Source organism: Arthrobacter sp. B0490 (assembly GCF_002929355.1).
Taxonomy (GTDB): Bacteria; Actinomycetota; Actinomycetes; order Actinomycetales; family Micrococcaceae; genus Arthrobacter_D.
The window spans coordinates 1-25539 of sequence record NZ_PJIR01000007.1 but is presented as its reverse complement, the minus strand read 5'-3'; the positions used below and the strand labels follow the sequence as shown (position 1 = coordinate 25539).

Annotated in this window: 27 protein-coding genes; 12 read left to right on the top strand and 15 right to left on the bottom strand. The window is 71.1% G+C overall.

Annotated features, from left to right (window positions below; translation table 11 throughout):
- Positions 1-39: 39 nt before the first annotated feature.
- Positions 40-1230, bottom strand: a complete 1191-nt coding sequence (locus CXQ97_RS11890; protein ID WP_104181084.1) for a zinc-dependent alcohol dehydrogenase — start codon at positions 1228-1230, stop codon at positions 40-42.
- A gap of 98 nt (positions 1231-1328) precedes the next feature.
- Between CXQ97_RS11890 and CXQ97_RS11885 the strand changes: the two genes are divergently transcribed.
- Both CXQ97_RS11885 and CXQ97_RS11880 read left to right on the top strand, forming a co-directional pair.
- On the top strand, positions 1329-2057 hold the full coding sequence (locus tag CXQ97_RS11885; protein ID WP_104181083.1) for an AzlC family ABC transporter permease: 729 nt from the start codon (positions 1329-1331) through the stop codon (positions 2055-2057).
- Complete coding sequence (locus tag CXQ97_RS11880; RefSeq protein ID WP_104181082.1) at positions 2054-2365, top strand: AzlD domain-containing protein; 312 nt, start codon at positions 2054-2056, stop codon at positions 2363-2365. Before CXQ97_RS11885 ends, CXQ97_RS11880 begins: the two co-directional genes overlap by 4 nt.
- A 7-nt stretch (positions 2366-2372) precedes the next feature.
- Here the strand turns inward: CXQ97_RS11880 and CXQ97_RS11875 are convergent, their stop codons facing one another.
- A complete protein-coding gene (locus tag CXQ97_RS11875) occupies positions 2373-2711 on the bottom strand; it encodes a YnfA family protein (RefSeq protein ID WP_104181081.1) in 339 nt (112 codons plus the stop codon).
- A gap of 68 nt (positions 2712-2779) precedes the next feature.
- Here CXQ97_RS11875 and CXQ97_RS11870 point away from each other — a divergent pair, with 68 nt between their 5' ends.
- Together CXQ97_RS11870 and CXQ97_RS11865 are read left to right on the top strand one after the other, a co-directional pair.
- On the top strand, positions 2780-4330 hold the full coding sequence (locus tag CXQ97_RS11870; RefSeq protein WP_104181080.1) for a YcaO-like family protein: 1551 nt from the start codon (positions 2780-2782) through the stop codon (positions 4328-4330).
- Positions 4331-4373: 43 nt separating this feature from the next.
- Complete coding sequence (locus CXQ97_RS11865) at positions 4374-5177, top strand: polysaccharide deacetylase family protein (protein ID WP_104181079.1); 804 nt, start codon at positions 4374-4376, stop codon at positions 5175-5177.
- A gap of 70 nt (positions 5178-5247) precedes the next feature.
- On the opposite strand, the gene CXQ97_RS11860 is transcribed toward CXQ97_RS11865, so the two are convergent.
- Positions 5248-6363: an acetate/propionate family kinase gene (locus CXQ97_RS11860; protein ID WP_104181078.1), complete on the bottom strand. Its 1116-nt coding sequence runs from the start codon at positions 6361-6363 to the stop codon at positions 5248-5250.
- A gap of 46 nt (positions 6364-6409) precedes the next feature.
- Complete coding sequence (gene pta / locus CXQ97_RS11855) at positions 6410-8488, bottom strand: phosphate acetyltransferase (RefSeq protein WP_104181077.1); 2079 nt, start codon at positions 8486-8488, stop codon at positions 6410-6412.
- A gap of 193 nt (positions 8489-8681) precedes the next feature.
- On the opposite strand from pta, the gene CXQ97_RS11850 reads away from it, so the two are divergent.
- Positions 8682-9026, top strand: coding sequence for a metalloregulator ArsR/SmtB family transcription factor (locus CXQ97_RS11850; protein WP_104181230.1), 345 nt, complete (start codon positions 8682-8684; stop codon positions 9024-9026).
- A 12-nt stretch (positions 9027-9038) separates the two neighbouring features.
- Complete coding sequence (locus CXQ97_RS11845; protein ID WP_104181076.1) at positions 9039-9539, top strand: SRPBCC domain-containing protein; 501 nt, start codon at positions 9039-9041, stop codon at positions 9537-9539.
- 85 nt (positions 9540-9624) lie between these two features.
- On the opposite strand, the gene CXQ97_RS11840 is transcribed toward CXQ97_RS11845, so the two are convergent.
- Both CXQ97_RS11840 and CXQ97_RS11835 read right to left on the bottom strand, forming a co-directional pair.
- On the bottom strand, positions 9625-10770 hold the full coding sequence (locus CXQ97_RS11840) for an acyl-CoA desaturase (RefSeq protein ID WP_104181075.1): 1146 nt from the start codon (positions 10768-10770) through the stop codon (positions 9625-9627).
- A gap of 22 nt (positions 10771-10792) precedes the next feature.
- The gene (locus CXQ97_RS11835; protein WP_104181074.1) at positions 10793-11902 is read right to left on the bottom strand and encodes a ferredoxin reductase; all 1110 of its coding nucleotides are present in this window, start codon (positions 11900-11902) and stop codon (positions 10793-10795) included.
- Positions 11903-12015: 113 nt separating this feature from the next.
- On the opposite strand from CXQ97_RS11835, the gene CXQ97_RS11830 reads away from it, so the two are divergent.
- A complete protein-coding gene (locus CXQ97_RS11830; protein ID WP_104181073.1) occupies positions 12016-13200 on the top strand; it encodes a CdaR family transcriptional regulator in 1185 nt (394 codons plus the stop codon).
- Here CXQ97_RS11830 and CXQ97_RS11825 read toward each other — a convergent pair.
- Positions 13197-14066: an AlkA N-terminal domain-containing protein gene (locus CXQ97_RS11825; RefSeq protein WP_219815412.1), complete on the bottom strand. Its 870-nt coding sequence runs from the start codon at positions 14064-14066 to the stop codon at positions 13197-13199. The two genes, CXQ97_RS11830 and CXQ97_RS11825, sit on opposite strands and share 4 nt — an antisense overlap.
- A complete protein-coding gene (locus tag CXQ97_RS11820; RefSeq protein ID WP_104181228.1) occupies positions 14063-14857 on the bottom strand; it encodes an SDR family NAD(P)-dependent oxidoreductase in 795 nt (264 codons plus the stop codon). Before CXQ97_RS11820 ends, CXQ97_RS11825 begins: the two co-directional genes overlap by 4 nt.
- Positions 14858-15111: 254 nt before the next feature.
- On the opposite strand from CXQ97_RS11820, the gene CXQ97_RS11815 reads away from it, so the two are divergent.
- The 3 genes from CXQ97_RS11815 (at position 15112) to CXQ97_RS11805 (ending at position 17149) form a co-directional block, all read left to right on the top strand.
- On the top strand, positions 15112-15417 hold the full coding sequence (locus CXQ97_RS11815) for a DUF4193 domain-containing protein (protein ID WP_104048589.1): 306 nt from the start codon (positions 15112-15114) through the stop codon (positions 15415-15417).
- 132 nt (positions 15418-15549) lie between these two features.
- Positions 15550-16191: an alpha/beta hydrolase gene (locus tag CXQ97_RS11810; protein WP_104181072.1), complete on the top strand. Its 642-nt coding sequence runs from the start codon at positions 15550-15552 to the stop codon at positions 16189-16191.
- Positions 16192-16222: 31 nt separating this feature from the next.
- Positions 16223-17149 carry an AEC family transporter gene (locus CXQ97_RS11805; protein ID WP_104181071.1) on the top strand — a complete coding sequence of 309 codons (927 nt, stop codon included), beginning with the start codon at positions 16223-16225 and terminating at the stop codon, positions 17147-17149.
- On the opposite strand, the gene CXQ97_RS11800 is transcribed toward CXQ97_RS11805, so the two are convergent.
- On the bottom strand, positions 17139-18158 hold the full coding sequence (locus tag CXQ97_RS11800; protein ID WP_104181070.1) for a GlxA family transcriptional regulator: 1020 nt from the start codon (positions 18156-18158) through the stop codon (positions 17139-17141). The two genes, CXQ97_RS11805 and CXQ97_RS11800, sit on opposite strands and share 11 nt — an antisense overlap.
- 81 nt (positions 18159-18239) lie before the next feature.
- Here CXQ97_RS11800 and CXQ97_RS19870 point away from each other — a divergent pair, with 81 nt between their 5' ends.
- On the top strand, positions 18240-18407 hold the full coding sequence (locus CXQ97_RS19870) for a hypothetical protein (protein WP_181035060.1): 168 nt from the start codon (positions 18240-18242) through the stop codon (positions 18405-18407).
- A 14-nt stretch (positions 18408-18421) separates the two neighbouring features.
- Here CXQ97_RS19870 and CXQ97_RS11795 read toward each other — a convergent pair whose 3' ends face one another.
- On the bottom strand, positions 18422-19633 hold the full coding sequence (locus CXQ97_RS11795) for a low temperature requirement protein A (protein WP_104181069.1): 1212 nt from the start codon (positions 19631-19633) through the stop codon (positions 18422-18424).
- Positions 19634-19770: 137 nt separating this feature from the next.
- On the opposite strand from CXQ97_RS11795, the gene CXQ97_RS11790 reads away from it, so the two are divergent.
- Positions 19771-20646: a YsnF/AvaK domain-containing protein gene (locus CXQ97_RS11790; RefSeq protein ID WP_181035059.1), complete on the top strand. Its 876-nt coding sequence runs from the start codon at positions 19771-19773 to the stop codon at positions 20644-20646.
- A gap of 95 nt (positions 20647-20741) precedes the next feature.
- Here the strand turns inward: CXQ97_RS11790 and CXQ97_RS11785 are convergent, their stop codons facing one another.
- The 5 genes from CXQ97_RS11785 to CXQ97_RS11765 all read right to left on the bottom strand — a co-directional run.
- Entirely contained in the window at positions 20742-21140 is a 399-nt protein-coding gene (locus CXQ97_RS11785) for a VOC family protein (protein WP_104181067.1), read from the bottom strand.
- 96 nt (positions 21141-21236) lie between these two features.
- Positions 21237-23330, bottom strand: a complete 2094-nt coding sequence (locus CXQ97_RS11780) for an iron ABC transporter permease (RefSeq protein WP_219815411.1) — start codon at positions 23328-23330, stop codon at positions 21237-21239.
- A gap of 4 nt (positions 23331-23334) precedes the next feature.
- Complete coding sequence (locus CXQ97_RS11775) at positions 23335-24333, bottom strand: iron-siderophore ABC transporter substrate-binding protein (protein WP_104181066.1); 999 nt, start codon at positions 24331-24333, stop codon at positions 23335-23337.
- A gap of 40 nt (positions 24334-24373) precedes the next feature.
- Positions 24374-25216 (bottom strand): ABC transporter ATP-binding protein, encoded by an 843-nt coding sequence (locus CXQ97_RS11770; RefSeq protein WP_104181065.1) that lies wholly within the window; start codon positions 25214-25216, stop codon positions 24374-24376.
- A 168-nt stretch (positions 25217-25384) separates the two neighbouring features.
- Positions 25385-25539 (bottom strand): DUF4383 domain-containing protein (locus CXQ97_RS11765; RefSeq protein ID WP_146069638.1); only part of this gene is annotated, 155 nt, incomplete at its 5' end.

Here is a 25539-nt window from a genome sequence, read left to right as displayed (position 1 = left end):
ATCGCCGAGGACCCCTCGTCGCCGGGGGTCCTCCCGGTGCTAGGCCGTGACGCCCTGCGGCTTCAGGACCACCTTGATGGTGCCGTCCGTCTTCTTCTGGAAGTTCTTGTAGGCGGCCGGGGCCTCGTCGATCGAGACCTCGTGCGTCATGAGGTCCGTGACGCCCAGCGGGTCCGAGGCCTCCTCGACGATCGGCAGCAGCTCGTCCGTCCAGCGGCGCACGTTGCACTGGCCCATGCGGAACTGGACCTGCTTGTCGAACATGCTCATCAGCGGCATGGGGGTGGCCGAGCCGCCGTAGACGCCGCTGAGCGAGACGGTGCCGCCGCGGCGGACGGCGTCCATCGCTGAGTGGAGGACCGCCACGCGGTCGCTGCCGCCGGTCTCCATGACCTTCTGCGCGAGCTTGTCCGGCAGGACGCCGACGGCGTTCTGCGCGAAGGCACCGACCGGAGAGCCGTGCGCCTCCATGCCGACGGCGTCGACGATCGCGTCCGGGCCGCGGCCGTTCGTCATGCTGCGGAGTTCCTCGGCCGTGTCCTTCGTGAAGTCGATGGTCTCGATGCCGTGGCGCTTCGCCATGTCGCGGCGGTCCGGCACGGGTTCGACGGCGATGACGCGGTGGCCGAGGTACTTGCCGATCCGCGCGGCGAACTGGCCGACCGGGCCGAGGCCGTAGACCGCGAGGACGCCGCCGTCGGGGACGTCCGCGTAGTTCACGCCCTGCCAGGCCGTGGGCAGGATGTCCGAGAGGTAGAGGTAGCGCTCGTCGGGAAGTTCGTGACCTACCTTCACGGGACCGTAGTCGGCGAACGGCACACGGAGGAACTCGGCCTGACCGCCCGGGACGGAGCCGTACAGCTCGGAGAAGCCGAACAGCGAAGCTCCCGATCCCTTCGCGTGGACCTGGGTGGTCTCGCACTGCGACTGCAGGCCACGGGTGCACATGAAGCAGAAACCGCAGGAGATGTTGAAGGGGATGACGACCCGGTCGCCCACCTTCAGGTTGGTCACTCCTGCGCCGACCTCCTCGACGATGCCCATCGGCTCGTGCCCGAGGATGTCACCCTTGTGCATGTACGGGCCGAGGACCTCGTACAGATGCAGGTCCGAACCGCAGATGGCGGTCGAGGTGATGCGGACGATCGCATCCGTGGGCTCCTGGATCCGGGGGTCCGGGACGTTCTCCACGCTGACGTTGCGCCTGCCCTGCCATGTCACTGCCTTCATGGTGTTCTCCTCCGGGTAGTAAGTAGGCTTTCCTTTCCTACTATTCACCCCTTCGACACAGATGGGAAGCCGGGTATCGCCTCGCCTACGCTTGGGAGGTGGTGCTTCTCCAATCCCCGGCGGTCCGCATCGCCCTCTCCGTGGCGATCGCCACCGGACTGTACGGACTGTCCTTCGGCGCACTGTCCGTCACCGCGGGGCTCGACCTCCTCCAGACCATGGCACTGAGCCTCCTGCTGTTCAGCGGCGGCTCCCAGTTCGCCTTCATCGGCGTCATCGCGGGCGGAGGCAGCGGCATCTCCGCGATGTCGGCGGCCGCGCTCCTCGGTATCCGCAACGGCGTCTACGGCATGCAGATCAACGTCCTGCTGCGTCCCTCCCGCTGGAAGAGGCTGCCTGCCGCGCACCTCACCATCGACGAATCGGTGGCCACGGCCACCGGCCAGGCCGATCCCGACGAGCAGCGGCGCGGATTCTGGGCGGCGGGGATCGGCGTGTTCGTGCTATGGAACCTGTTCACGCTCGTCGGCGCGCTCGCGGGCAACGCCATGGGCGACCCCGCCCGCTGGGGGCTCGACGGCGCCGCCGTCGCCGCGTTCCTCGGGCTGCTCTGGCCCCGGATCCGCACGAAGGAGCCGGCTGCCATCGCCGTCGCCTGCGCCGTGGTGACGCTCCTCGCCGTGCCGTTCGTGCCCGCGGGCGTCCCGATCCTCATCGCGGCGGTGGTCGCAGCGGTCCTCGGGCTCGCCGGTCTCGGACCGGTCACCGAGGGGCTGGAGCCCGACGTCGAGCCGTACCCCTCCGGCCCGGCACGGAAGGACCCATGAACCTCTGGGGCTGGATCCTGCTGGCGTGCGCCGTGTCGGTCGCCACGAAGTTCGCGGGCTACCTCGTGCCCGCGAAACTGCTCGACAACCCGAGGATGCTGCGCGTCGCGGGATCCCTGACCATCGGCCTGCTCGCGGCACTGACGGCCGTCAACACGTTCGCCTCGGGTCGGGCCCTCGTCGTCGACGCCCGCCTCGTGGCCCTCGTGGCCGCCGCCGTCGCGCTCCGCCTGCGGGCGCCGTTCCTCGTCGTCGTCGCCGTGGGTGCGCTCGCGGCCGGGCTGGCGCGACTGCTCGGGGCGGCGTAGACCGCGCTCACGCCGTCGTGCGCGGCACGAACATGATCAGTCCGACGCCGACGAGGCACACCGCCGAGCCGAGCACGTCCCAGCGGTCGGGCCGGAAGCCGTCGACGAGGACGCCCCACGCCAGCGATCCCGCCACGAAGATGCCCCCGTACGCGGCGAGGATCCGGCCGAAGTTCGCGTCCGCCTGCAGCGTCGCCACGAACCCGTAGGCACCGAGCGCCACGACGCCGAGCCCCGCCCACCACCACGGCTTCCCTTCGCGCACGGCCTGCCAGATGAGCCACGCCCCACCGATCTCCGCGAGGGCGGCCAGGACGAACAGGAGGGCGATGCGCAGGATCGTCATGGCTCCAGTCTGCCGGAGCGCCGTCGCCGCCCGGGAAGGACCGGCGGGGCGTGTGCTTCACTGGGGGCATGATGCACAGGAGCGGGACCTCGCGGCCGGCCGAGGCGGCGCTGGCGGCGGCTGCGGGGGCCTATGAAGCCGCGCTGCCGGGGCTGCGCGCGCAGTTCGCGATCGACGGCCTCGACCGGACCGGTGTACCGACGTGGGCGACCTGGTGGCGGGGTGCGGGGGCGGCTCTCGGCGGCGTCGGTTACGGTCCGTCGGCGGCGCAGGCGCGCGTCGGCGCCCTGGGTGAGACGGTCGAGAGCGCCTTCTCCCTTCTGGCGTTCGCGCGCCTCGGACGGACGACGGCGTCGTACGGTGAACTCCGACGTCGTCGCGGCGCAGCGGGAGTCGCCGACCCGCGGACCCTGGGGCTGCCGGTGGGCTCCCCCTATTCCGACGACATGGTCCTGACCTGGGTGCCGATGCGCCGTGCCCTCGCCGCCCGGGGCGCGGGCGGTTCCGATCCCCACGGCGTGCCGACCCTCGAGCTCGACGAGGAGACCGTGCTCGTACCGGTCGATCTCGTCGCGAGCAGTCCCTCGGAGCTCGACGGTCGGGATACGGGCGAGCGACTGCTGATGCCCGTCGCGAACGGGATGGGCGCGGGGACGAGCCTGCGGCAGGCCGTCGTCCACGGCGTCCTCGAGATCCTCCAGCGCGACGGCAACGGCCTCACGTTCCGGGCGTTCGACCGCGGCGCCGTGGTCGAGCTCGGCCCGGACGACGGGGACGCCGAGACCCGCCAGGCGCTCGGAGCACTCCGCGCAGCCGGGGTGGAGGTGCTGGTGAAGATCGCCTCGACCGACCGTGGCATACCCGATCTGTACGTCGTCGGGCACGCGCCCGGCGACGATCTCGTCGTCGCGACGGCCTGCGGCGAGGCCGCGCATCCCGACCGGGACGTTGCGTTGCGCAAGGCGGTGCTCGAGTTCGCGTCGGCCCGTGCCCGCAAAGCATTCATGCACGGTCCCCTGGCCGCGGTCCGACGTGTCGCGCCGGCGGACTACCTGGACGACGCGCTGTCCGCCGTGGATCCCACCGCCGAGGAGCCGCGCGTGCTCGACGCGACAGTGGGCTGGCTGACCGCCGGCCCGGAACAGGAGGCGGCCGTGTGGGCGCGCCTGGACGCCACGCTGTTCTCCCGCCGGTCCGCCGTGCGGTTCGGCGACCTGCCGACCAGCCCGGCTGCCGATCCGGCGGCGATCATGGCCGAGCACGGGCTCGAGGTCCTCGTCGCCGACCTGACTCCTCCCGGATCGACCGATGACGGCGAAGCGCGGGCGGTCAAGGTCGTGGTGCCCGGGACCGAGGTCGAGACCGTCGCCTACTCCCGGATCGGCGAGGCTGGTGTGCGGAGGCTCGTCGACGACGGTCGCGACGATCTCGCGTGCGTGGGCCGGCGGCCCGAGGGTGGGGGCTGGCGCGAGGTGATCCTGACGCCCGAGGCCGTCGAGCGGCTCGGCGGGCCGGCGTGGCTGGACCGGGACGCCGTCGACGCCGTGGCGGCCGGGCTGCTGCCGCTGTACCGTGAGCCCGGCCGGCATACCGCCCGGCTCGTCCTCGGGGAGCAGTAGTGCGTCCGACGAACGCGGCGGCTCCGGCGATTCCGACGGTGCGATGAGCACGGGACAGAGCGAGGACGAGCTCGAGAGCTACATCCTCGACCAGGGTGAACGACCCGGGGGAGCGTCGGTGGTCCTCCTGGACGACGCCGCCGTCGCGGCCGGGGCGGACCCGTCCACCTTGATCCCGGGCGCCCTGGACCCGCTCCCGGAGCCGCTCCGACGGCCCGCGCCGTTCACGTACGAGGCCTACGTCCTGCAGAGCGTCCTCGGGGAATCCCTGCTCGGGAGTGAGGGCGCCGGGTGGTCCCGGGACGAGCTCCGGGCGATCCCGCTCGTGGCCCTGAACTTCCACGACGTCTCACCGGACCACCTCGAGGCCGTGGACCGGCGGTTGAACAAGCTCGCGAGGCTGCGGGATCTGCTGGCCGGCGACAGCGGGGACTCCCGCCGGCGGGTCGTCGTCCTCCTGTTCGACGGGTACGAGGACGCGGCAGGGATGATCGTCCCGATCTGCGAACGGCTCGGCCTCCCTGTCGTGATCCTGCCCATCGCCGTCGAGGTCGAGGACGACCGTGCCGGCACGCTGGGCGACGACGAGCTGATCCGGTTGGCCCGGAAGCACGCACTGGGCTTCCATACACTCACCCACCGCATGGCGGACGAGATCACCCCGGCCACGGTGACCTCCGAGGTCACCGACGTCGTGCACCGGCTCACCCGCCTTGCCGGCCGTGCACCCCGCGTGGGCGCGTGGTGCGGCGGGGCACGCTTCGACGACAGCCTGCTCGGGAACCGGCGGCTGCGTGAGCTCGGGGTGACCGCCCTCGTGTCGAACTGGTCCTGGGAGACGATCTAGGGTGCGCGGCGTCGGGGCGCTGCCCTGACCAGGACGCGTTCGCCCGCCTCGGAGGGCGTCCCGGGCCCGCTCAGGAGGCGTCGACGACGGCGGCTGTCGCCTCCGCGATCGCCGCCTCCTCGTCGGTCGGCACCACGAGGACGGGGAAGGCGGACCCCTCGGAGCTGATGACGCGGGCCTCCTTGCTGCGTTCGGCGTTCTTCCCCTCGTCGAGGTCCAGGCCCAGTGCGCCCAGTCTGGCGACGACGGCGGATCGGAAGGCGGCCGCGTTCTCGCCGATGCCCGCGGTGAAGACGAGCGCCTGCGCCCCGCCCACGGCCACGTGGTACCCGCCCACGTACTTGGCGAGCCGGTAGGAGGCCACCTCGATGGCGGTCCGCGCGCGGTCCTCGCCCCTGTCCGCGGCCTCGGTGACCGAGCGCATGTCATTGGTGCCCGCGAGGCCCTTCAGCCCGCTGCTGCGGTTCAGGAGCGTGTCGAGATCCTGTTCCGAGTACCCCTCGCGCAGCAGGAACAGCAGGATGGACGGATCGATGTCACCCGAGCGGGTCCCCATGACCAGGCCCTCGAGGGGTGTGAAGCCCATCGACGTGTCGATACTCTCGCCGTCGCGCACGGCCGTGACGGAGGCGCCGTTGCCGAGGTGCGCGATCACGCCCGTGAACGTGTCGGCGCCGAGCAGTCCGGCGGCCCCACGTGCCACCCAGGCGTGGGAGGTGCCGTGGAAGCCGTAGCGGCGGATGCCGAACCTCCGGTACAGCTCGTCCGGCACGGCGTAGCGCCAGGCGTGCTCGGGCAGGGTCCGGTGGAACGCGGTGTCGAACACGGCCACCTGCGGCATGGACGGCCACTTCTCGGTGATGGCCCGGATGCCGGTGACGGCCGCGGGGTTGTGGAGGGGCGCGAGCGGGTTGAGGCGCTCGATGGCCCGCGTGATCTCGTTGTCGATGAGCACGGGCTCGCTGAAACGCTCGCCGCCGTGCACCACGCGGTGCCCGACGGCGTCGATCCGGCGGTCCCCGAGCGCTGCCGCGACCTCGCCGTCCACGCGGTCCAGGGCGGCGGCGTGGTCGGGGACGTCGGCCTCGCCGATACGTTCCACCAGTCCCTCCGCCAGGACGTCGTCGCCCTCCCGCACCTGGTACTTGAGCGAGGATGAGCCGGAGTTGATGACGAGGATGATCATGGGGTCCTGTCGGAGAGGAGGCGGGGGAGGCGGGGAGGTCGGGGGGTCAGGACGCGGGCTGCTGCGCCTGGACGGCGGTGATGGCCACCGTGTTGACGATGTCCTCCACGGTGCAGCCGCGCGAGAGGTCGTTGACCGGTTTGCGGAGGCCCTGCAGGACGGGTCCGACGGCGACCGCGCCGGCCGACTGCTGGACCGCCTTGTAGGTGTTGTTGCCGGTGTTGAGGTCCGGGAAGATGAACACCGTCGCCTGACCGGCCACCGTGGAGCCGGGGAGCTTGGAGGCCGCCACGGAGGCGTCGACGGCGGCGTCGTACTGGATGGGCCCCTCGACGGCGAGGTCGGGGCGCTGCCGGCGCACGATCTCCGTGGCGCGGCGCACCTCGTCGACGGCCCCGCCGGAGCCCGACTCGCCCGTGGAGTAGGAGAGCATCGCGATGCGGGGTTCCACCCCGAACTGCGCGGCTGTCTCCGCGGAGGCCACGGCGATGTCCGCGAGCTGCTCGTCGTTCGGATCCGGGTTGACCGCGCAGTCCCCGTACACGAGGACGCGATCCTGCAGGAGCATGAGGAACACCGACGAGACGATCTTCGCGCCGTCCTTCGTCTTCACGAACTCGAGCGCGGGCCGGATGGTGTTCGCCGTGGTGTGGGCCGCTCCCGACACCATGCCGTCCACCTTCCCGAGCTGCACCATCATGGTCCCGAAGTATGCCCCTTCGAGCATGCGCTCGCGGGCCTGGTCGAGCGAGACGTTCTTGTGGGCGCGGAGCCGGGCGTATTCGGTCGCGAACTCGTCGCGCAGCTCCGACGTCGCGGGGTCGATGAGGGTGATCCCGGTGAGGTCGATGCCCTGCCCCGAGGCGAGTTCGCGCACGCGGGCCTCGGGGCCGAGGACCGTGAGGTCGCAGACGTCGCGGCGGTGCAGGATCTCGGCGGCCTTGAGTACGCGGACGTCCTCTCCTTCCGGGAGCACGATGTGCCGGCGCTCGGCCCGCGCCCGCTGGATCAGCTCGTGCAGGAAGCGCAGCGGGGTCATGCTGACCGGCCGGGGGAGTTCGAGGCGCTCCAGCAGTTCGTTCTCGTCCACCTGCCGCGACCAGGCGCCCAGGGCGGCTGCGGCCTTGCGGCGCAGTCCGCTGGCGATCTCGCCCCGCACCTCGCTGACACGGCGTGCCGCCGTATAGGTGTCGTCGTCGAGCGCGAAGACCGGGAACGGGGCCTGGGCGAGCAGGGCGAGGATGCTGGGTTCGGGGGCGAGCCCGCCGGTCAGCACCATGCCCGACGGCACCGGGAACTCGGGCGAGAAGGACGACGCGAGGGTCGCCACATGCACGTCGGCGCGGTCACCGGGGACGATCACGAGGGCGCCGTCCTTCAGCAGGTGCAGGAAGTTGCCCACGTTCATGGCGGCCACGCGGACGCTCGTCACGTCGCGCTCGAGGTTGGAGTTGCCGGCGATCTGGCGTGCCCCGAGCGCCTTCGACACCTCGGAGACGGTGGGCTGGGAGATCTCCGCGAGTTCCGGGATGACGTACACGGGACGCCCGGATTTCCCGGGCCGCACGTGTTCGCTGATGGAGGCGACGGCGTCGTCCGCTGCCCGGTTGACCATCATCGCGAGGAGGGACACCTTCGCGGCGTCGAGTTCGCGGCGGGCGACGTCCACGGCGTCGGCGGCCTCGTCGACGGACATGTCCTTGGCGCTGACCACGGCGAGCACCATGGCGCCGAGGTTGTTGGCGAGGCGCGCGTTGAGGTCGAACTCGACGGCGGCGTCGTTGCCCGAGAGGTCCGTGCCCTCGACGATGACGACGTCGCACTCCGTAGCGATCTCGCTGTAGATGGCGACGCAGCGGGCGTCGATCTCGGCGCGGTCGCCGGCCACGAGCAGGGCGCGTGCCTCGGCGCGGGTCAGCCCCCCGCGGGCGCGGCTCTCCGGCAGGTTGAAGCCCCGCTGCATGAGCAGCACCATCGGGTCGGCGGCGGGGTCGCTCCCCTCGACGATGGGACGGAAGAAGCCGACCCGGTCGGCGTGCCGATGCAGCATGTCGGCCAGGCCCAGGGAGATCAGGGACTTGCCGGAGCCGTTGGTCATGGCGCTCACATAGATTCCGCGGGTCATGGGCCCAGTCTTGCAGGCTCCCGGAGGGGCCGCCATAACGGGTGTCACGCTGTCGCGGGCTCGTCCGGTACCGCGGGAGGGTGGGTATCACCACCTCGGCGTGCTGCTCGCGACCGGTCCGTCCTTCCTTCCGGCGCGGAGGATCCCTCGAGGCGCTTGACGGTGGAGGACACCGCGCGTAATGTACAACCACATGGTTGTAGATCAGATACGGGAGGACGAGGTGGACCGCCTGTTCCAGGCGCTCGCCGACGCGACACGGAGGGACATCGTGGCGCGCGTCCTCGTCGCCGAGTATTCGGTATCCGGACTCGCCGGGCAGTACGACATGAGTTTCGCCGCCGTGCAGAAACACGTGGCCGTGCTCGAGCGGGCATCGCTCGTCACGAAGGAGAAGCGCGGACGGGAGCAGATCGTGCGGGGAGAGGTCGACGGCGTGCAGAAGGCCCGCCGCCTGCTCGACGACTACGAGAGGATCTGGCGGCAACGGGTCGACCGGATCGGGGAGATCCTCGCCCAGGACGAGGATCGCACATAGGGAGGCAGCATCATGGCGGTCATCAGTGCGGAGAAGGACACGCAGGAACTCAACTTCCGGCTCGTCGCCGAGTTCGACGCCGATGTCAAGCGGGTCTGGCGGATCTGGGAGGATCCCCGCCAGCTCGAACGGTGGTGGGGGCCGCCCACGTGGCCGGCGACGTTCGACACCTACGACTTCGTGGTCGGTGGGCGCGCCGAGTACTACATGACGGGTCCGGACGGCGAGAAGGCCCACGGCTGGTGGATCCTCACCGGCATCGACGCGCCCACGCGTCTCACGTTCGACGACGGCTTCGCGAACGAGAACCGCGAGCCCATGGACGAGCTCGGCCGGACACACGCCGTCGTCACGCTCGAGGATCTCGGCGGCCGGACACGCATGACGCTGGTCACCGGCTTCGAATCGCTCGAGCAGCTCGACCAGATGGTGGAGATGGGCATGGAGGAGGGGCTGAAGGGCGCCCTCGGGCAGGTGGACGCGATCCTCGCGGAGGAGGACGCCGCCGTCTGACGCCTCCTGCCGCGGAAGGAGGAGGGTCAACGAGAGAGCGCCGCCGTCCCAGGAGGGACGGCGGCGCTCTGTCGTACTCGGGGCTTTACGCCGTCGCCGTCTTCGACGTGCGGGGCGGCAGGGCGAGCTTGAAGATCTTGGCCCAGGTGGAACCGACCTGCTTGGGCAGCGGGCCCGTGGTGTAGGGGAGCTTGTACCGGGTGCAGATCTCGCGGACCCTGACCGCGACCTCGGCGTACCGGTTCGAGGGCAGGTCGGGGAAGCAGTGGTGCTCGATCTGGTGGGACAGGTTGCCGGTCATCAGATGCATGAACTTCGAACCGGAGATGTTGGCCGAGCCGATCATCTGGCGGACGTACCAGTCGCCGCGGGTCTCACCCTCGACCTCTTCCTCGGTGAACGTGTCCGTCCCTTCGGGGAAGTGACCGCAGAAGATGACTGCATGCGCCCAGAAGTTGCGGATGGCATTGGCGGCGAGCGTCCCGTACAGGGCCTGCTTGCCGGAGCCGGTCAGCATCGCGACGGCAGGCGTGGCGGCGTAGTCCTTCGAGAACTGCTTGACGACCTTGACACCCACGGCCTTGAGGTCGCGGTTCATGGCTTCCTTGGACTTCAGGCCCTCCTTGTACTCCGGGATCTCGAGGTCGTACAGGGCGATGCCCCACTCGAAGACCGGCGCCAGGATCGCGTTGTACAGGGGGTTGCCGAGGTTGAACGGCTTCCACGGCTGGTCGGGGTCCATGCGGAGCAGGTTGTATCCGACGTCCCTGTCCTTGCCGATGACGTTCGTCCAGCGGTGGTGCAGGTCGTTGTGGGTGTGCTGCCACGAACGCGCGGGGGTCACGAAGTCCCACTCCCAGGTGGTGGAGTGGATGTCCGGATCGCGCATCCAGTCCCACTGGCCGTGCAGCACGTTGTGCCCGATCTCCATGTTCTCGAGGATCTTGGCGAGGCTCAGCATGGCCGTGCCGGCGAACCAGGCGGGCTTGTACTTGCTGAACAGGAGCGTTCCGCGCCCGGCGAACTCGAGGGAGCGCTGCACCTTGATGACGCGGCGGATGTACGCGGCGTCGGCGCTGCCGCGCTTGGCCAGGATCTCGTCGCGGACGGCGTCGAGTTCGCGGCCGAGCTCCTCGACCTGCTCGTCGGTCAGGTGCTTTGCGGCGTCGGGGCGGACCAGGGGGTGGCCGGACGCCGCAAGGGCGCCCGGGCGGGTCACAGTGGTGGTCATGGGAGCTCCTCCGGTTGGGGGTTTACAGGTCGAGGTTCACGGGTCCGGCGGCTGCCGAGACACAGGTCTGGATGAGTTGGCCGGGCGTGTTGTGCAGCTCTCCCGTGCGGAGGTCGCGCACCTGGCCGGCGCGGAGCGGGATGAGGCAGCTGTGGCAGATGCCCATCCGGCAGCCGCTCGGCATGAGGACGCCCGCGTCCTCGCCGATGTCGAGCAGCGGGGTGTCGCCGTCCGCCTGCACCTCGCGGTCGGACTGCTCGAAGGTGACCAGGCCGCCGTCGTGCCCCGCGCCCGCCGTCAGGTCGGTGCTGAAGCGTTCGATGGTCAGCGTGCCCGTCGCTGCCTGTGCCTCCGCTCCCGCCGTGACGTTCGGGACGGTGCGTGCCTGCTCGACGGCCGCCTCCTGCTGCCACAGGTCCTCGGCATCGTTGAGGAACCCCTCGGGCCCGCACGCGTAGGCTGCACGCGAGCGCCAGTCCGGGCAGAGGTCCGCGATGGTCTGGGCCGTGAACTGCAGGCGGCCGCGGGCGCTCGTGAACCAGTGGCGGACCGTGAGGTTGGGGAACTGGTCCGCCAGTTCGTCCAGCTCCTCGCGGAACAGGCTCTTCTCCGGTGTGCTGTTGGAGTTGATGAGCACCACATCGGCGTCCGGCCGGCGCGGGACCAGGGTGCGGATCATCGACATGACCGGCGTGATGCCACTGCCCGCCGTGAGCATGAGCAGGGACCGCGGATGCTCGGGGAGCACGAAGTCGCCCTGCGGCGGGGCGAGGAACAGGACGTCGCCCGGCTTGGTGTCGCGCACCAGCACGTGGGACACCGATCCGGCGTCCTTGACGGTGATGGCGGGATCATGCCCGGCCGCGTTGCTCAGGGAGTAGGAGCGCCACTGGCGGACCCCGTCGAGCTCGACGCCGATGCGCGCCCACTGGCCTGCCTGGTGCGCGTGCCAGCCGTGACCGGGGCGGAAATAGATCGTGGCGGAGTCCTCGGTCTCATGCGCCACGCGGGTCACGATGCCGCGGAGCTGGCGCGAGGAGTACACAGGATTGAACAGCGCCAGGAAGTCTTCCGCCGTCAGCGGGGTGGTCAGCGCGGCCGTTGCACGCGCCAACTTCATGAACCGGATCATTGAACCAACGATATAGCCTCTCCCGCTAATACTCTGCACCCGTGGCATAGAGTTGGGGCAGAAGAATTATCTTGACGAAACAGATCGGAGTCGTTCCCGTGAGTTCTGACGCGATGGTGACCGCTCCTCCGGAGCCGCCCTGGCTCGCCCTCCCGCCCGAGGTCAGCGACCGGCTGAGGCCCCTCACGCCGGATCTCGTCGAGGCCATCATCCAGGCGGTCCCCCAGTTGGTCCCCGCGTACGCCCGGCCCATCGAGGGGAACTTCGGGCGCGGACTGCGCAGGGGCGTGGCCGCCGCGCTCGAGCGGTTCCTCGAACTGCCGGGCACCGGGATGCCGGCGCTGTCCGACCAGAGCCGCCAGCTGGTGGCGGGCCTCGGCAGGGGCGAGTTCCGCCAGGGACGCAGCATGGACGCGCTGCTCGGCGCCTACCGGATGGGTGCGCGCGTCACGTTCCGGGAGATGTCGCGGCGTTCCATGGAGGAGGGCCTCGGTCCGTCCGTCGTGGTGGATCTCGGGGAATCGATCATGGCCTACATCGACGAACTCTCCGCCGTGAGCGCCGAGGCCTACGCCTTCGAGCAGTCGGAGCGCGCGGGGGCCGTGGACCGGCGTCGTGCCGAGCTGCTGGAGCTGCTCCTGCTCGGGCAGGCGGACGAGACAGCGCTCCGGCAGGCGGCGTCCCTCGCGGACTGGGCCGTCCCCGCGCAGGTCGTCGTGGTGACGCTGCCCCTCGAACGCGCCCCGGGGATCCGTCAGCGGCTCGGGCCGGGGACGATCGTCGTCGAACGCGAGACGGACGCCGTCGCCCTGGTCCCCGAACGGGGTGGGTGGCAGCGTGCCGAGCTCGACCGCGTGCTCACCGGGCGAAGCGCCGCGATCGGGCCTGCGGGCGGGATCGACCTGGTGGCGCAGTCGCTGCGCCTGGCCGTGCTGGCCGCCTCCATGCTGCCGCCGCGCGAGGGTGCGGACGAGCGGCCGGTCTGGGCGGACGAGCACATGACCGAGGTGGTCCTCGCGGCCGAACCGTCGGCCGTCGGGGAGCTGGCCCGCCGGAGGCTCGCCCCGCTCGCCGACCTGCCCGACGGCCAGCGCGCGAAGCTCGAGGAGACCCTGCTGGCCTGGCTGCGGCACTGGGGTCAGCGGGCGCCCATCGCGGAGGAGCTCGGCATCCACGGGCAGACGGTCGGCTACCGTGTCCAGCAGTTGCGTGAGCTGTTCGGCGACGACCTGAAGGATCCGAAGGTCCGCTTCGAGCTCGAGATCGCGCTGCGCAGCGACCGGAGGGTCCCCGCCTAGGGTCCGGTGTACGTGGCCGCCGTCCAGAGGTGGAACAGGGCGTACGCCCGATAGGGCCGCCACGCCTCCGACCGGCGTCCCGCGTCCCGGATGCTCGGATTGCCCATCGCACGGCGTGCCACGAGGTCCCCCGGCGTGAAGGCGTCGGGATCCCGCAGGACGCGCACGGCGAGGTAGTCGGCGGACCACGGCCCGATCCCGGGGATGGCGAGCAGGTCCTTCCGCACCGTCGCGTGATCGCCGGCGGGGTCGAGGGACAGGCCGTCGACGACGGCGCGCGCCACGTTCTGCACCGTCGCGGCCCGCGTGCGGGTCACGCCGACGGCGTCGCGCAGCTCACCGTGCGGCGCCGCGGCGATGGCCTGCGGCGTGGGGAACAGGGTGAGACCCGCCGTCGAGGGCGTCCCGTAGGCGGCGGCGAGCCGGCCACCGAACGTGCCGCCCGCGGCCACCGACACCTGCTGCCCGAGGACCGTCATGATCGCGGCCTCGAAGGCCTCGGGGTAGCCGACGGCGCGGAGACCGGGACGGCGTCGCACGAGCGGGCCGAGGAGCGGGTCGCCGTCGAATGCCCGCGCGACGGCTGCGACATCCGTGTCCAGGTCCAGCCACGCACGCGTGGTGCGCACGAGGTGCGCGAACTCGCCGTCGTCGTCCGTGTCCGCGGTGAGCTCGACGTCGTCGGGCCGGACGGTGACGGTGACGCGGCGAGGGCCGCCCGGTGTGGCGAGCAGGCGCGTGTGCGAGCGGCCGGACTCGCCCGTTCCCGAGACCTCGCAGCCGGGGATGGCGTGGTTCGCGAGGATCGCGGCCATCGGACCTGGCTCGAGCCCGCCGACCGGGGTGAGCACTCGGGTACGGCTCACGGCAGGATGGCGTCCACGTATCCGCCGTCCACGCGGACCGCGGCGCCGGTGGTGGCCGACGCGAGGGGGGAGGCGAGGTAGGTGACCATGTTGGCGATCTCCTGCGGCTCGATCAGGCGCTCCAGCAGCGACTGCGGGCGGTGGTCCTTCATGAACTGCCGCTGCGCGTCCTCCCACTCGAGGTCCTTGTCCACGAGCTGGTAGACGAAGTCCTCGACCCCACCGGTGTGGGTGGGCCCGGCGATGATCGAGTTCACCGTCACGCCGGTGCCGCTGGCCTCCTTCGCGAAGCCGCGCGAGACGCCGAGGAGTGCCGTCTTGGAGACGCCGTAGTGGATCATCTCGGCGGGGATGACGACGGCGGAGTCGCTCGCGATGTACTGGACGCGGCCCCACCCGGCGTCGATCATGCCGGGCAGGTAGGAGCGGGTGAGGCGGATCGCGGTGAGCACGTTGACCTCGAAGTATCGGCGCCACTCGGCGTCGTCGATCTCGAGGACCGGCTGGGCGCCGAAGATCCCGAGGTTGTTGATGAGGATGTCCACGGCGGGCAGGACGCCGAGGGCCCTGGCGACGCCGTCGTCCGTGGTGACGTCGGCCGCGACCGCGACGAGGTCGGCGTCGGGCACGTCCCGGCGGATGCTCTCCATGGCGCGGGCGACGCTGCGGTCGCTGCGGCCGTTCACCCCCACGCGGGCGCCTGCGGTCGCGAGGCCGGCCGCGATGGCCATGCCGATGCCCTGCGTGGATCCGGTGACGAGCGCCGTCCTGCCGCTGAGGTCGATTGCCAATGCCATGGGAGCTCCTGGGACCGTCGGGGAGGGGACTGGGACCTACCCTACGACGGCGGCGCCTCCCGTCTCCGTGTAGCATGCCCGGCCCTGTTCCGTCACATCGAAGTGTGGAAAGACGTCCGTTCGGGGCGTGGAGAGAATTTCCGGTTGCAGCCGGTATATTGCACCCGGTATATGGAATACTTCCGCCTCTTCCGAGGTTGAGAGTGGCATCTGGGCGTATTCCCGCCCACAGAAGGAGATCTACCCCCATGGCAACCGACTACGACGAACCACGCGTCCGTCCGGAAGACCAGCCGGCCAATGAGTCCCTCGAGGCTATCCAGGCACAGCGCAGCGCGACCACGCAGACCGCGCTGATCGATGTCGAGGACGGCGAGACCGCCGAGGGGATCGACCTCCCCGGAGCCGACCTCTCACATGAGGAACTCCTGATCCAGGTCATCCCGCAGCAGGAGGACGAGTTCACCTGCATGTCCTGCTTCCTGGTCCATCACCGCAGCCAGCTTGCGCGCGAGAAGAACGGCGACAAGTACTGCACCGAGTGCGAGGGCTGACAGAGCGTCCGGACGTACGAGAAAGCCCCTGGCCCTCCGGCCGGGGGCTTTCTTCGTTGATCGGTCGGCCCTCCGGGGGTGGTCGGAGCGGGTCCGCCGCCATCGCCCTCCACCGGCCAGTACGGTGGAGGGATGGAGTCCTCTCACGTCATCGTCCTGCCCGGAGGCGGCTACGGCATGCTGTCCGACACCGAGAGCGAGGTGATCGTCGAACGTCTGCGCTCGCTGGGCCTCTCGGCCAGCGTCTTCCACTACCCCGTGCAGACCCGGCACCCCGGCCCTCTCGACGCCGTCCGCGAGGAGATCCGCCGCGTCCGCGCCGCCGGCGTCGAACGGCTGGCCCTGCTCGGGTTCTCGGCGGGCGGGCACCTCGCCGGACACGCGGCCCTGACGGCCTCCGTGGATGCGGTGGAGGGCGTCGACGCAGCCGTCCTCTGCTATCCCGTGGTGTCGATGGAACTCGCCACGCACCGCGGCTCGCAGGACGAGCTGCTGGGGCCCGACGCCGGCGGGGAGCTCCGCGCGGCGACGTCCCTGGACCGCCTCGTGACGGCCGACGCCCCGCCGTTCTTCATCTGGCACACCGCGGCCGACGAGGCCGTCCCCGTGGAGCATGCGTACCTCCTCGGGCAGGCGCTCGCCGCGCGCTTCGTCCCGCACGCCCTCCACGTCTTCGCCGAGGGCGAGCACGGCCTCGGGCTGGCCACGGGAGCGGGCGCCGCCGAGCAGTGGAGCACCCTGGCCGCCGACTGGCTCGTGGCACAGGGCTGGTGACCCGCCGGGTCCGGCCCGCGGGCGAGGCCTCGTGATCCTGCAGACCCTCGTGGCGCTCGGTCCGGTGATCGGACTGATCGCCCTCGGCTATGCCCTCAGGTCAGGCAGCCTGCTCGCGCCCGCGTTCTGGCCGCCCGCGGAGCGGCTCTGCTACTTCGTCCTCCTGCCGGCCCTGTTCGTCGGCGGCACGGCGACGGCGGACCTCGCGGGACTGCCGATCGCCCTGATGGCGCCGATCCTCGCCGGGCCGGTCGTCCTGACGGCGCTCGGGCTCGTGCTCGCGCAGCGGTGGCTGGACCTCGACGGACCCGCCTTCACCTCCGTGCTGCAGGGCAGCATCCGCTTCAACAACTACCTCGGACTCTCCATCGCCCTCGCCCTCTTCGGGCCCGACGGCGTCGCGCTCGCCGCGATCGCGAACACCGTCCTCGTGCCGCTCGTGAACGTCCTCTGCACGCTCGGCTTCGCGCGGTACGGATCGGAGCGGCTGACGCTCACCGGCACCGTCCGCAGCATCGTGACCAATCCGCTGATCCTCGGCTGCGTCATCGGGATCCTGCTGAACGTCTCGGGTGTCGGGCTGCCGCCGGGCGTCGCCGAGTTCGTCAGGGCCCTCGGCAGCGCGTCGCTGCCGCTCGGCCTCCTGTGCGTGGGGGCGGCCCTGGATCTTCGCAGCCTGGGCAGCAATGCGGGCGCCGTCGTGCTGGCGACCGCGGTGAAGTTCGCTGTGCTGCCCGGCCTCGGGATCGCCGGCTGCCTGCTGCTGGGCCTCACCGGGGAGCCCGCCGCCACGGTGATCCTGTTCCTGTCCCTGCCCACGGCGTCCTCGGCGTACGTCATGGCGAGGGCGCTCGGCGGCGATGCGCGGCTCATGGCCTCGACGATCACGCTGCAGACGCTTGCCGGGGTGCTCTACCTGCCCGTGGTCCTCCTCGTCATCCGCAGGCTCACCGGCTGAGGGTGTGCGCGCCGAACTGTTCCTCGAGCTCGTGCAGGTCGAGGTCGCACCCCTTGTCCGATCCCCGGAAGGTGCGGCGGTACGCGGCGGGGCTGACGCCCAGGGCTTTCTGGAAATGGTGGCGGAGCAGCACGGCCTGGCCGAAGCCGGCCGCCCGGGCGACGGCGTCGACGGTCAGCCGCGTCTCCTCCAGCAGCGACTGGGCGCGCAGCAGTCGTTGCCCGGTGAGCCAGGCCGCCGGCGTCGTCCCCGTCTCGGCGCGGAACCGCCGGGCGAAGGTCCGTTCGCTCATGTGCAGGCGCCGGGCGAGTGTCGCCACGGAGATGTCCTGGTCCAGGTGGTCGCCGAGCCAGACGAGCAGTTCCTCCATGGACGCGCCGCACTCGGTGGGGATGGGCCGCTCGATGAACTGGGCCTGGCCGCCGTCGCGGTGCGGAGGGACCACCATGCCGCGGGCGATCGCCGTCGCCGCCTTCGGCCCGAACTCCTGCCGGACGAGGTGCAGGCTCGCGTCGATCCCCGAGGCCGTGCCGGCGCTCGTGAGGATGTTGCCGTCCTCCACGTAGAGGACGTTCTCGTCCACGTGGGTGCCCGGGTAGGCGTCGGCGAGGCTCTTCGTGTACCGCCAGTGCGTCGTCGCGGAGCGGCCGTCCAGGAGCCCCGCCTCGGCGAGGGCGAACGCCCCCGAGCACACGGAGAAGATGCGGGCGCCGCGGCGGTCCGCGGACCGGAGGGCCTCCAGGACGGCGGCGGGCACCACGGTGCCGGCCGAGAAGGGGGCCATGATGACGAGGTCGGCGTCGGCGACACCCGTGAGGTCGTCGTCCACCTGCAGGGCCACACCCGACGACGTCCGGACCATGCCGGGCACCGGCGTGCAGACGCGGAGGTTGAAGGGGGGAAGGCCCACGCCGAGCGCCGAGCGGTCGATCCCGAACACCTCGCAGACAACGCCGAACTCGAAGACGGGGAGGCTCGGCAGGACGATCACGGCAACCTTGGTGAGCATGCAAGAAGTATGGCAGTTTTTGAGCGTTACGGGTCGTTTCTGCCACTTTTTTTCGTCGACCCGCAGGATCAGGATCGACGCATGAACATTCTGCTGATCCTCCTGGTCATCGTCCTCACCGCACTCCTGGCGCGGTATCTCCTGCGGATCGTCGGCGCGGACGTGCCGTCGGACCATCCGGCGTCGCACGCCGACTGGAGCATCGACTCCCTGCCGAGCTCCGGCTACGCCCTGCGGCACGACTCCTAGGGCGTTGCCGGCGGTCAGTGCCCGCCGTTGGCGTGCTGTTCCCTGATCGACGCCCGCGCCTCGCCGTACAGCGTGCTCTCCGCCGCCACGAGTGCCGCGGCCATCGCGGCCGCGAGGGCGAGGGCCGCCAGGGGCGCGAGCGGTGCGGCGACGGGGACGAGCAGGAGCAGGACGGCGGTGCCGACGAGCCGCAGCTTCTTCCAGTAGCCGGCCATGCGGCGCCAGAAGGCCGAGCTGCCGAGCAGGAACAGGGCGGCTCCGCCGAAGAGCGCGAACGAGCCGAGCAGGCCGAAATCCTCCGTGTCGTAGACGTGCGCGAGGACGTCCTCCACCCCGAACGCCGAGAGGATGATCCCGGCCACCAGGGGCAGGTGCAGATAGGTGTAGGCGTCGACGGCGGCCGATGTGCGTTCCTCGCCGCGCAGGGCGGCGAAGCGGTGCTCGGCGGCGATCGCCGTGACGTCGAAGTGCAGCCACCAGAGGCAGACGGACAGGGCGATCCCGAACACCGCGCCGAGGAGGATGGGGACGCTCACCGGTTCCTTGGAGGCGCCGACTCCGATGGCCACGATCGATTCGCCGAGCGCCAGGATGACGACCAGCCCATGACGCTCGGTCCAGTGCGCCGCCGAGGGCAGGCGCCAGTCCCCGTGGGTGGACGTGAGGTAGGTGAGGGTGATGTCGAGCGCCAGCCCGGCCAGCCAGAACCAGGTCTGCGCCGTCCCTCCGATCACCGCGCCGGCGAGGATGAGGGCGGAGCCGGAGAACATGGCGACGGAGGTCTTGAGGACCTGGCGCTGGAGCGGCTTGTCGTCCATCGCCGCGTACAGGTAGAGCGTCAGGTGCATCAGGCGCACGACGAAGTACGCCAGTGCGAGGACGAGGGGGCCGCTGAGACCGCCCGCCAGGTCGTGGAAGGCTTCGGGGATGGCGAGTGCAGCGATGAACATGGCGACCATGACGACGGACAGGCCGAGGCGCATGATGCCCTCGTCCACGTGCGTCTGGTTGCCGAGCCACGAGTAGGACACCCAGGACCACCAGAGCAGCCCCAGGATGATCATGCCCTGCAGTACTCCGAGGAACGAGTGCTCGTGGGCCATGAAGCCGGTGACCTGCGTGAGGGCGAACACGAAGACCAGGTCGAAGAAGAGTTCGAAGGTGGTGACGCGGTGCGATTCGTCGGAGACGCGCGCCGCCCGAAGGGATCTCCGCCGGAGGTGCATGCGGCACAGTCTAGGACCGTCGGGACCGATCGCCGAGGGTTCGTGGATTATGAAGTGCAGACCGAGTAGTAAGCATGCTTGCTATCGCTTCGGGTGGGCCCTACGGTGAAGGAAAGCAACTCCTCGAAAGGGCAATCATGATCACGCTTGAACAGATGAAGGATGCCATGAACGCCGGCGCCAACGTGCTGAGCGAAGACGGCGCCGTCCTCGGTCCCATGGGCCAGCTGTACGTCGACGACGCCACGGGCGAGCCGAGCTGGGTCACGGTGGCCACCCACACCATGGGCAACCCCGAGTCCTTCGCGCCGCTGCGCGGGGCGGCGCTCGCGGGCCGCGACGTCCGCCTGCCCTATACGCACGCCAAGGTCTACGACTCCCCGAAGATGTCCCTGGACGGGCATCTGAGCCCCGAGGAGGAGCAGCACCTCCTGCGCTACTACGGCCTCATGGCGCCGAAGGACGACGCCGGGACGGACCAGGCCGCTGCCACCGCCGGCATCGCCGACTCCGGTCGCACGGCCGATTCCGATCGCGCCGATACGGACCGCAGCCGCGACACGGACCGCACCCGCACGCAGTCGTCCCGCCCCGAGGGCGACTACTCCATGACACGCTCCGAGGAGCAGCTGCGCGTGGGTACGGAGATCCGCGAGACCGAGCGCGTCCGCCTCGTCAAGCGCGTGGTCACCGAGGACGTCACCATGACGGTGCAGATCCGCCGCGAGGAGCTCGTCGTCGAGCGCGTACCCGTCAAGGACGGCGTCCCGTTCTACGACGACGGCCAGAACTCCTACACCGAGGCCGAGCGCGAGCGCCTCTACTCCGCCGTCGAGACGGCCTTCAACGGCGACACCGTCGAGGTGGTCCTCTACGAGGAGAAGCCCCGCGTGGAGATGGACGTGGTGCCGATCGAGCGCGTGCGCGTGCGTCGCGAGGCGCGCACCCACGACGAGGTCGTCAGCGGCCAGGTGCGCAAGGAAGTCATCGAGACGGAACGCGTCGAGCTGTAGGCAGTCCCCGGCGGCCTCGATCGAGGCGGCCGGCGCGTCGAGAGGACGGTAGTCACCGGAGTCCTTCCGGAGGTGACTGCCGTCCTCTCTGCGTCCTACTGGTCCCTCGAGGACAGCACGCAGAACTCGTTGCCGTCAGGGTCCGCCAGGACCTCCCAGCTGACGTCGGGTCCCTGACCGATGTCGATCCGACGGGCGCCGAGCGCGATCAGGCGGCCGATCTCGGCGCCCCGGTCCTGGCTGGTATGCGGCGCGAAGTCGAGGTGCAGGCGGTTCTTCCCCCGCTTCTCGTGCTCCACCGCCACGAACACGAGGCCGGGCGGCACCTGCTCGAAGGAGAGCTTCGGGCCCAGCTCGCGGGCCCAGGGGGGCACGAGGACGGCCTCTTCGTCGTCCTCGAACATCACCTCCCAGCCCAGCGCCTCGGCCCACCAGCGCGCGAGGGCGCGGTGGTCGGTGGATTCGATGACGGTGGAATACCAGCGCAGGGTCATCTGCCGATTGTGCCCGGACCGTGACGCGGGGGCACCGGGACACCGGACAGCTTCCGTCCGCATTCCTGGCGCGGGCCCTGGGCCGCTCGGCGGCCCTCAGCGTCCGAGGCGGCTCCGGAACAGCAGGTGGATGAAGTAGGGCGCCCCGAGCAGCGCGGTGAGCAGCCCCGCAGGCAGTTGCGCCGGGGCGATCGCCGTCCGGCCGATGAGGTCTCCGAGGCAGACGAGGATCGCCCCGAGCAGCATCGCCGTCGGGAGGATGAGCCGGTGTGACGCCCCCACGAGCGCCCGCGCGGCGTGCGGCGCCACGAGGCCCACGAAGCCGATCACCCCGATCCCGGCCACCGACGACGCCGTGAGCAGCACCGCCGCGGCGAGCAGGACCACCCGGGCACGCGGCACCTGCACGCCGAGCAGGCGCGGTGTGTCCTCGTCGAGGGCCAGCAGGTCCTGCGCGCGGGAGAGGGACGCGATCACGGGCAGGCCGATGAGGAGGGCCACGGCCATCGGCACGAGGTGCTGCAGCGACCGGCCGTAGGTGGATCCGGACAGCCAGGTCAGTGCCTTCGACTCGTTCCACGGGTCGGTGAGGACGATCAGCAGCGTGATGACGGCGGTCGCTGCGGCGGACACCCCGATGCCGATGAGGACGAGGCGGTCCGCCTGCATGCCGCCCCGGAAGGACAGCCCGAACACGATGAGGGCGACGACGGCGGCACCGACGCCGGCCGCGGCGCTCATGGTCCAGAAGCCGGCCAGCGGCACGAGGGTGATGACGAGGACCGCGCCCACCCCGGCCCCGCCCGAGACGCCGATGATCGCGGGCTCCGCGAGCGGATTCCGGGTCACGGCCTGGATGGCGGTGCCGGCCAGGGCGAGGGAGGCGCCCGCGAGGAGGGCCGCACCCACACGCGGTGCCCGGGCGTCCATGACACTGGACACGACCGGCCCGGCCTGGCCGGACACCCAGTTGGCGATGTCACCGAGGAGGAGCTTCGCGTCGCCCAGCAGGAACCCGGCGATCGTCACCGCGACGAGCAGCCCCGCGAGGACCACGAGCACCGCCGTGCTGCGGGCCGCCCCGACGGTCCGCAGGGAGACGGAGCGGGCCTCACGGGTGGGACCGTCCGAACGCATGCGATGGGCGAGGACCACGAGGAAGGCGGCGCCGAAGACCGTCGTGACGACGCCGGTGGGCACCTCGACCGCGCTCTCGGCGCCGACGACGGCGCGCAGCAGCACGTCGGCGCCGAGGACGAGGAAGACCCCCATCAGCGCCGCGGCGGGGATGAGGGCGATGTGCCGGTGCAGGCCCGGGATGAGGGGAACCGCGAGGCGGACGACCGCGGGAGCGGCGAGCCCCACGAAGCCGATGGGCCCGGCGACGGTGACGGCCGCGGCGGAGAGCAGCATGGCGAGGACGATCGCGGTGACCTGCGTGCCGCGCACGTTGATGCCGAGCACGCGGGCCTGGTCGTCGCCGAGCGTCAGCAGGTCCAGGGAGCGCGACTTCGCGAGCAGGACGAGCAGGGCGGCGCCGGCCAGGGGTGCGAGGACCACGAACTTCTCGAGCCCGCTCTGCCCGAGGGATCCCGAGCCCCAGGCGAAGAGGCCGCGCGTCTCCTGCGAGAACAGCAGCAGCAGGGTGCTGGTCAGGGCGTGGAACGCGAGCGCGATCGCCGAGCCGGCCAGCACCAGCCGCACGCTCGAGGACTGTCCGGCCCCCGCGAGCGCGAGGACGAGGGCGGCGGCACCGAGCCCGCCGAGGAAGGCCACGCCCACGGATCCGAGCAGGGGTACCTGCAGGCCGACGGCTGCAACGGCGACGACGGCGAGATGCGCGCCCGCATTGACCGCGAGCGTGTCGGGCGAGGCGAGGGCGTTCCGCGAGACGGACTGCATGACGGCGCCCGCCGCCCCGAGTGCCGCTCCGACGAGCAGTCCGGCCGCCAAGCGGGGGATGCGGCTGGCCGCGACGACGTCCCCCGTGGTGGCGTCGTCGTTCCCGAGGAGCAGGCCGAGGATGTCCGCCGCGCCGACGCTCGAGGTGCCCTGCGTGATGTGCACGAGGGCGAGGATCGCGGTTGCGGCGGCGAGCAGGCCGCCGGCGACGGCCGGCCGCACTCCGGGGCGCGGGCCCTCGGCCCGGGCCGGGCGCGGAGCGGACCCGGTCAGCGTCGCCGGCGGCACGGGGCTACTTCGCTGCCCGCGCCGTGGCGGCGTCGACGGCCGCGTCGATGAACTGCTCCATGGAACTGGGGCCGCCGAACGTCCAGAGGGCGTCGGGGAAGCGCGTCACCTGGCCGGCCTCGACGAAGGGTAGCGACGTCCAGACGGCGTTGTCCTCCAGTTGCTCCTGGTAGGGGTCGCCGAAGGCATCATTGGCGAGGTACCAGAAGGCGGTGTCCTCCGGCAGGGCGGTGAGGCCTTCGACGTCGGTCTGCCCCAGGCCGTAGGCGGCGTCGCCCTCCACGGTCCAGGCGTCGGCGAGACCGAGCCGGCCGAAGACACTGCCGACGAGTGAGCCCTCGGTGAAGGGGCGGATCGAGACGCTGCCGGCGTCGACATAGGCGTCGGAGAAGGCCACGGGGGTCCCGGCGCCGCCCGCCTCCTCGATGGCTGCCTTGCCCTCGGCGACCTTCGCCTCGAACCCGGACTTCAGCTCGGCGGCCTGGTCCTCGGTGCCGGTGACCGTGGCGATCAGGTCGAGGTTGTCGAACATCTGGCCGATGTTGTCGGTGGCGTCACCTCCGGGCACGACGACGACGGGCACGGTCTTCTCGATCTGCTCGATCGCGCCCTCGGCGAGCTGGTCGGTGACGATGACGACGTCGGGCGTGAGGGACACGAGGGTGTCGATACTGGGCTCGCCGCGCACCCCGACGTCGGTGACGGAACCGTCGAGCGGTTCGGCGCTGACCCACTGGGCGTAGCCCTCCACGTCCGCGGCGCCGACCGGCATGACGCCGAGCGAGACGAGGTTCTCGACCGCGTTCCATTCCGTGGCGACCACCCGCTCGGCGGGCCCGTCGAGGGTGATCTCCTTGCCACGGGCGTCGGTGACCGTGATGCTCCCGCCGGCCGCGGCCTCCTCGGTGGGCGTGCTGCCGGTGGCTTCCTCGGTGGTGCCGCACGCGGTCAGGGAGAGCAGGGCCACCGCTGCCAGGGCAGCGAGGATCTTCGGTTGTGTCATCGTCTTCATTTCTCTTCGGAGCGCACGGTGCGCGGGTGGATCAGGAGGCGGCGGGTGCGCTGAGGCTCAGGGGGGTCGCGTTGTGGCGTCCGACGGCGCGCGTCGAGACGGTGCCGCCCGCGACGGTGACGTCGACGCGCACGCCGTAGGCGCGGGAGAGGTTCTCGGGGGTGAGGACGTCCACGGGCGTGCCCCGCGCCATCACGGCACCGTTCTCGAGCAGCACCACGGTGTCGGCGATGGCTGCGGCCTGGTCGAGGTCGTGCAGGACCACGCCGACGGTCACCCCGTGGTCGGTCGCGAGGTCTCGGACGACGTCGAGGATCTCCACCTGGTAGCGCAGGTCGAGGTAGGTGGTGGGCTCGTCGAGGAGCAGCACCCCGGTGTCCTGGGCGAGGCAGCTCGCGAGCCAGACACGCTGTACCTGCCCGCCGGAGAGCGCCGCGACGGGGCGGTCGGCGAGTTCCGCGGTGCGGGTGAGCTCGAGGGCGCGTCCGACGGCGGCGGCGCCCTCGGGGTCCTGGCCCGTCCAGCGGCTGCGGTGCGGATGGCGGCCGAAGCCGACGACCTCCCGGACGGTGAGTCCGCCGGGCACGGGGCGGCTCTGGGCCAGCAGCGTGATGGTGCGGGCGAACTCGCGGGGGGAGAGCGCGAGCACGTCGGCACCGTCGTCGAGCGTCACGGTCCCGGCGTCGGGCGCATGCAGGCGGGCGATGGTGCGCAGCAGCGTGGACTTGCCGCTGCCGTTCGGGCCGATGAGGGCCGTGACCGTGCCGGGCGTGAGGTCGAGGGAGACGGACTCGACGACCCGCTGGGTGCCGTAGGAGATGCCCAGGTCCGCGACGGAGAGGGCGGGCGCGGTGGCGGGTATCTTCGGGGGCACGATCTCAGGTTAGGCTCTCCTAACCAGCAGTGCAAGAAATAACGTCACACCCGCGTGTCCTAATTCGGCGGGCTCCACCGGCGCGGACTGGACCGGATGACGGAAAAGGCCCCGGGCACGAGGTCCCGGGGCCTTCCCGTCGTTCCTGCCGGAGTGCCGGCGGGAGGATTATGCGCGTGCGGTCTTGCGGGTGTTGTCGCGCGTCAGCAGCAGGGCCAGGGCGATCATGCCCACACCCAGGAGGAAGTGCAGCCAGTTGTCCGCACCGTTGAGGGGTACGAAGTTGCCGGCGGACTGCTGGTCGATGACGAGGCCGTAGACCC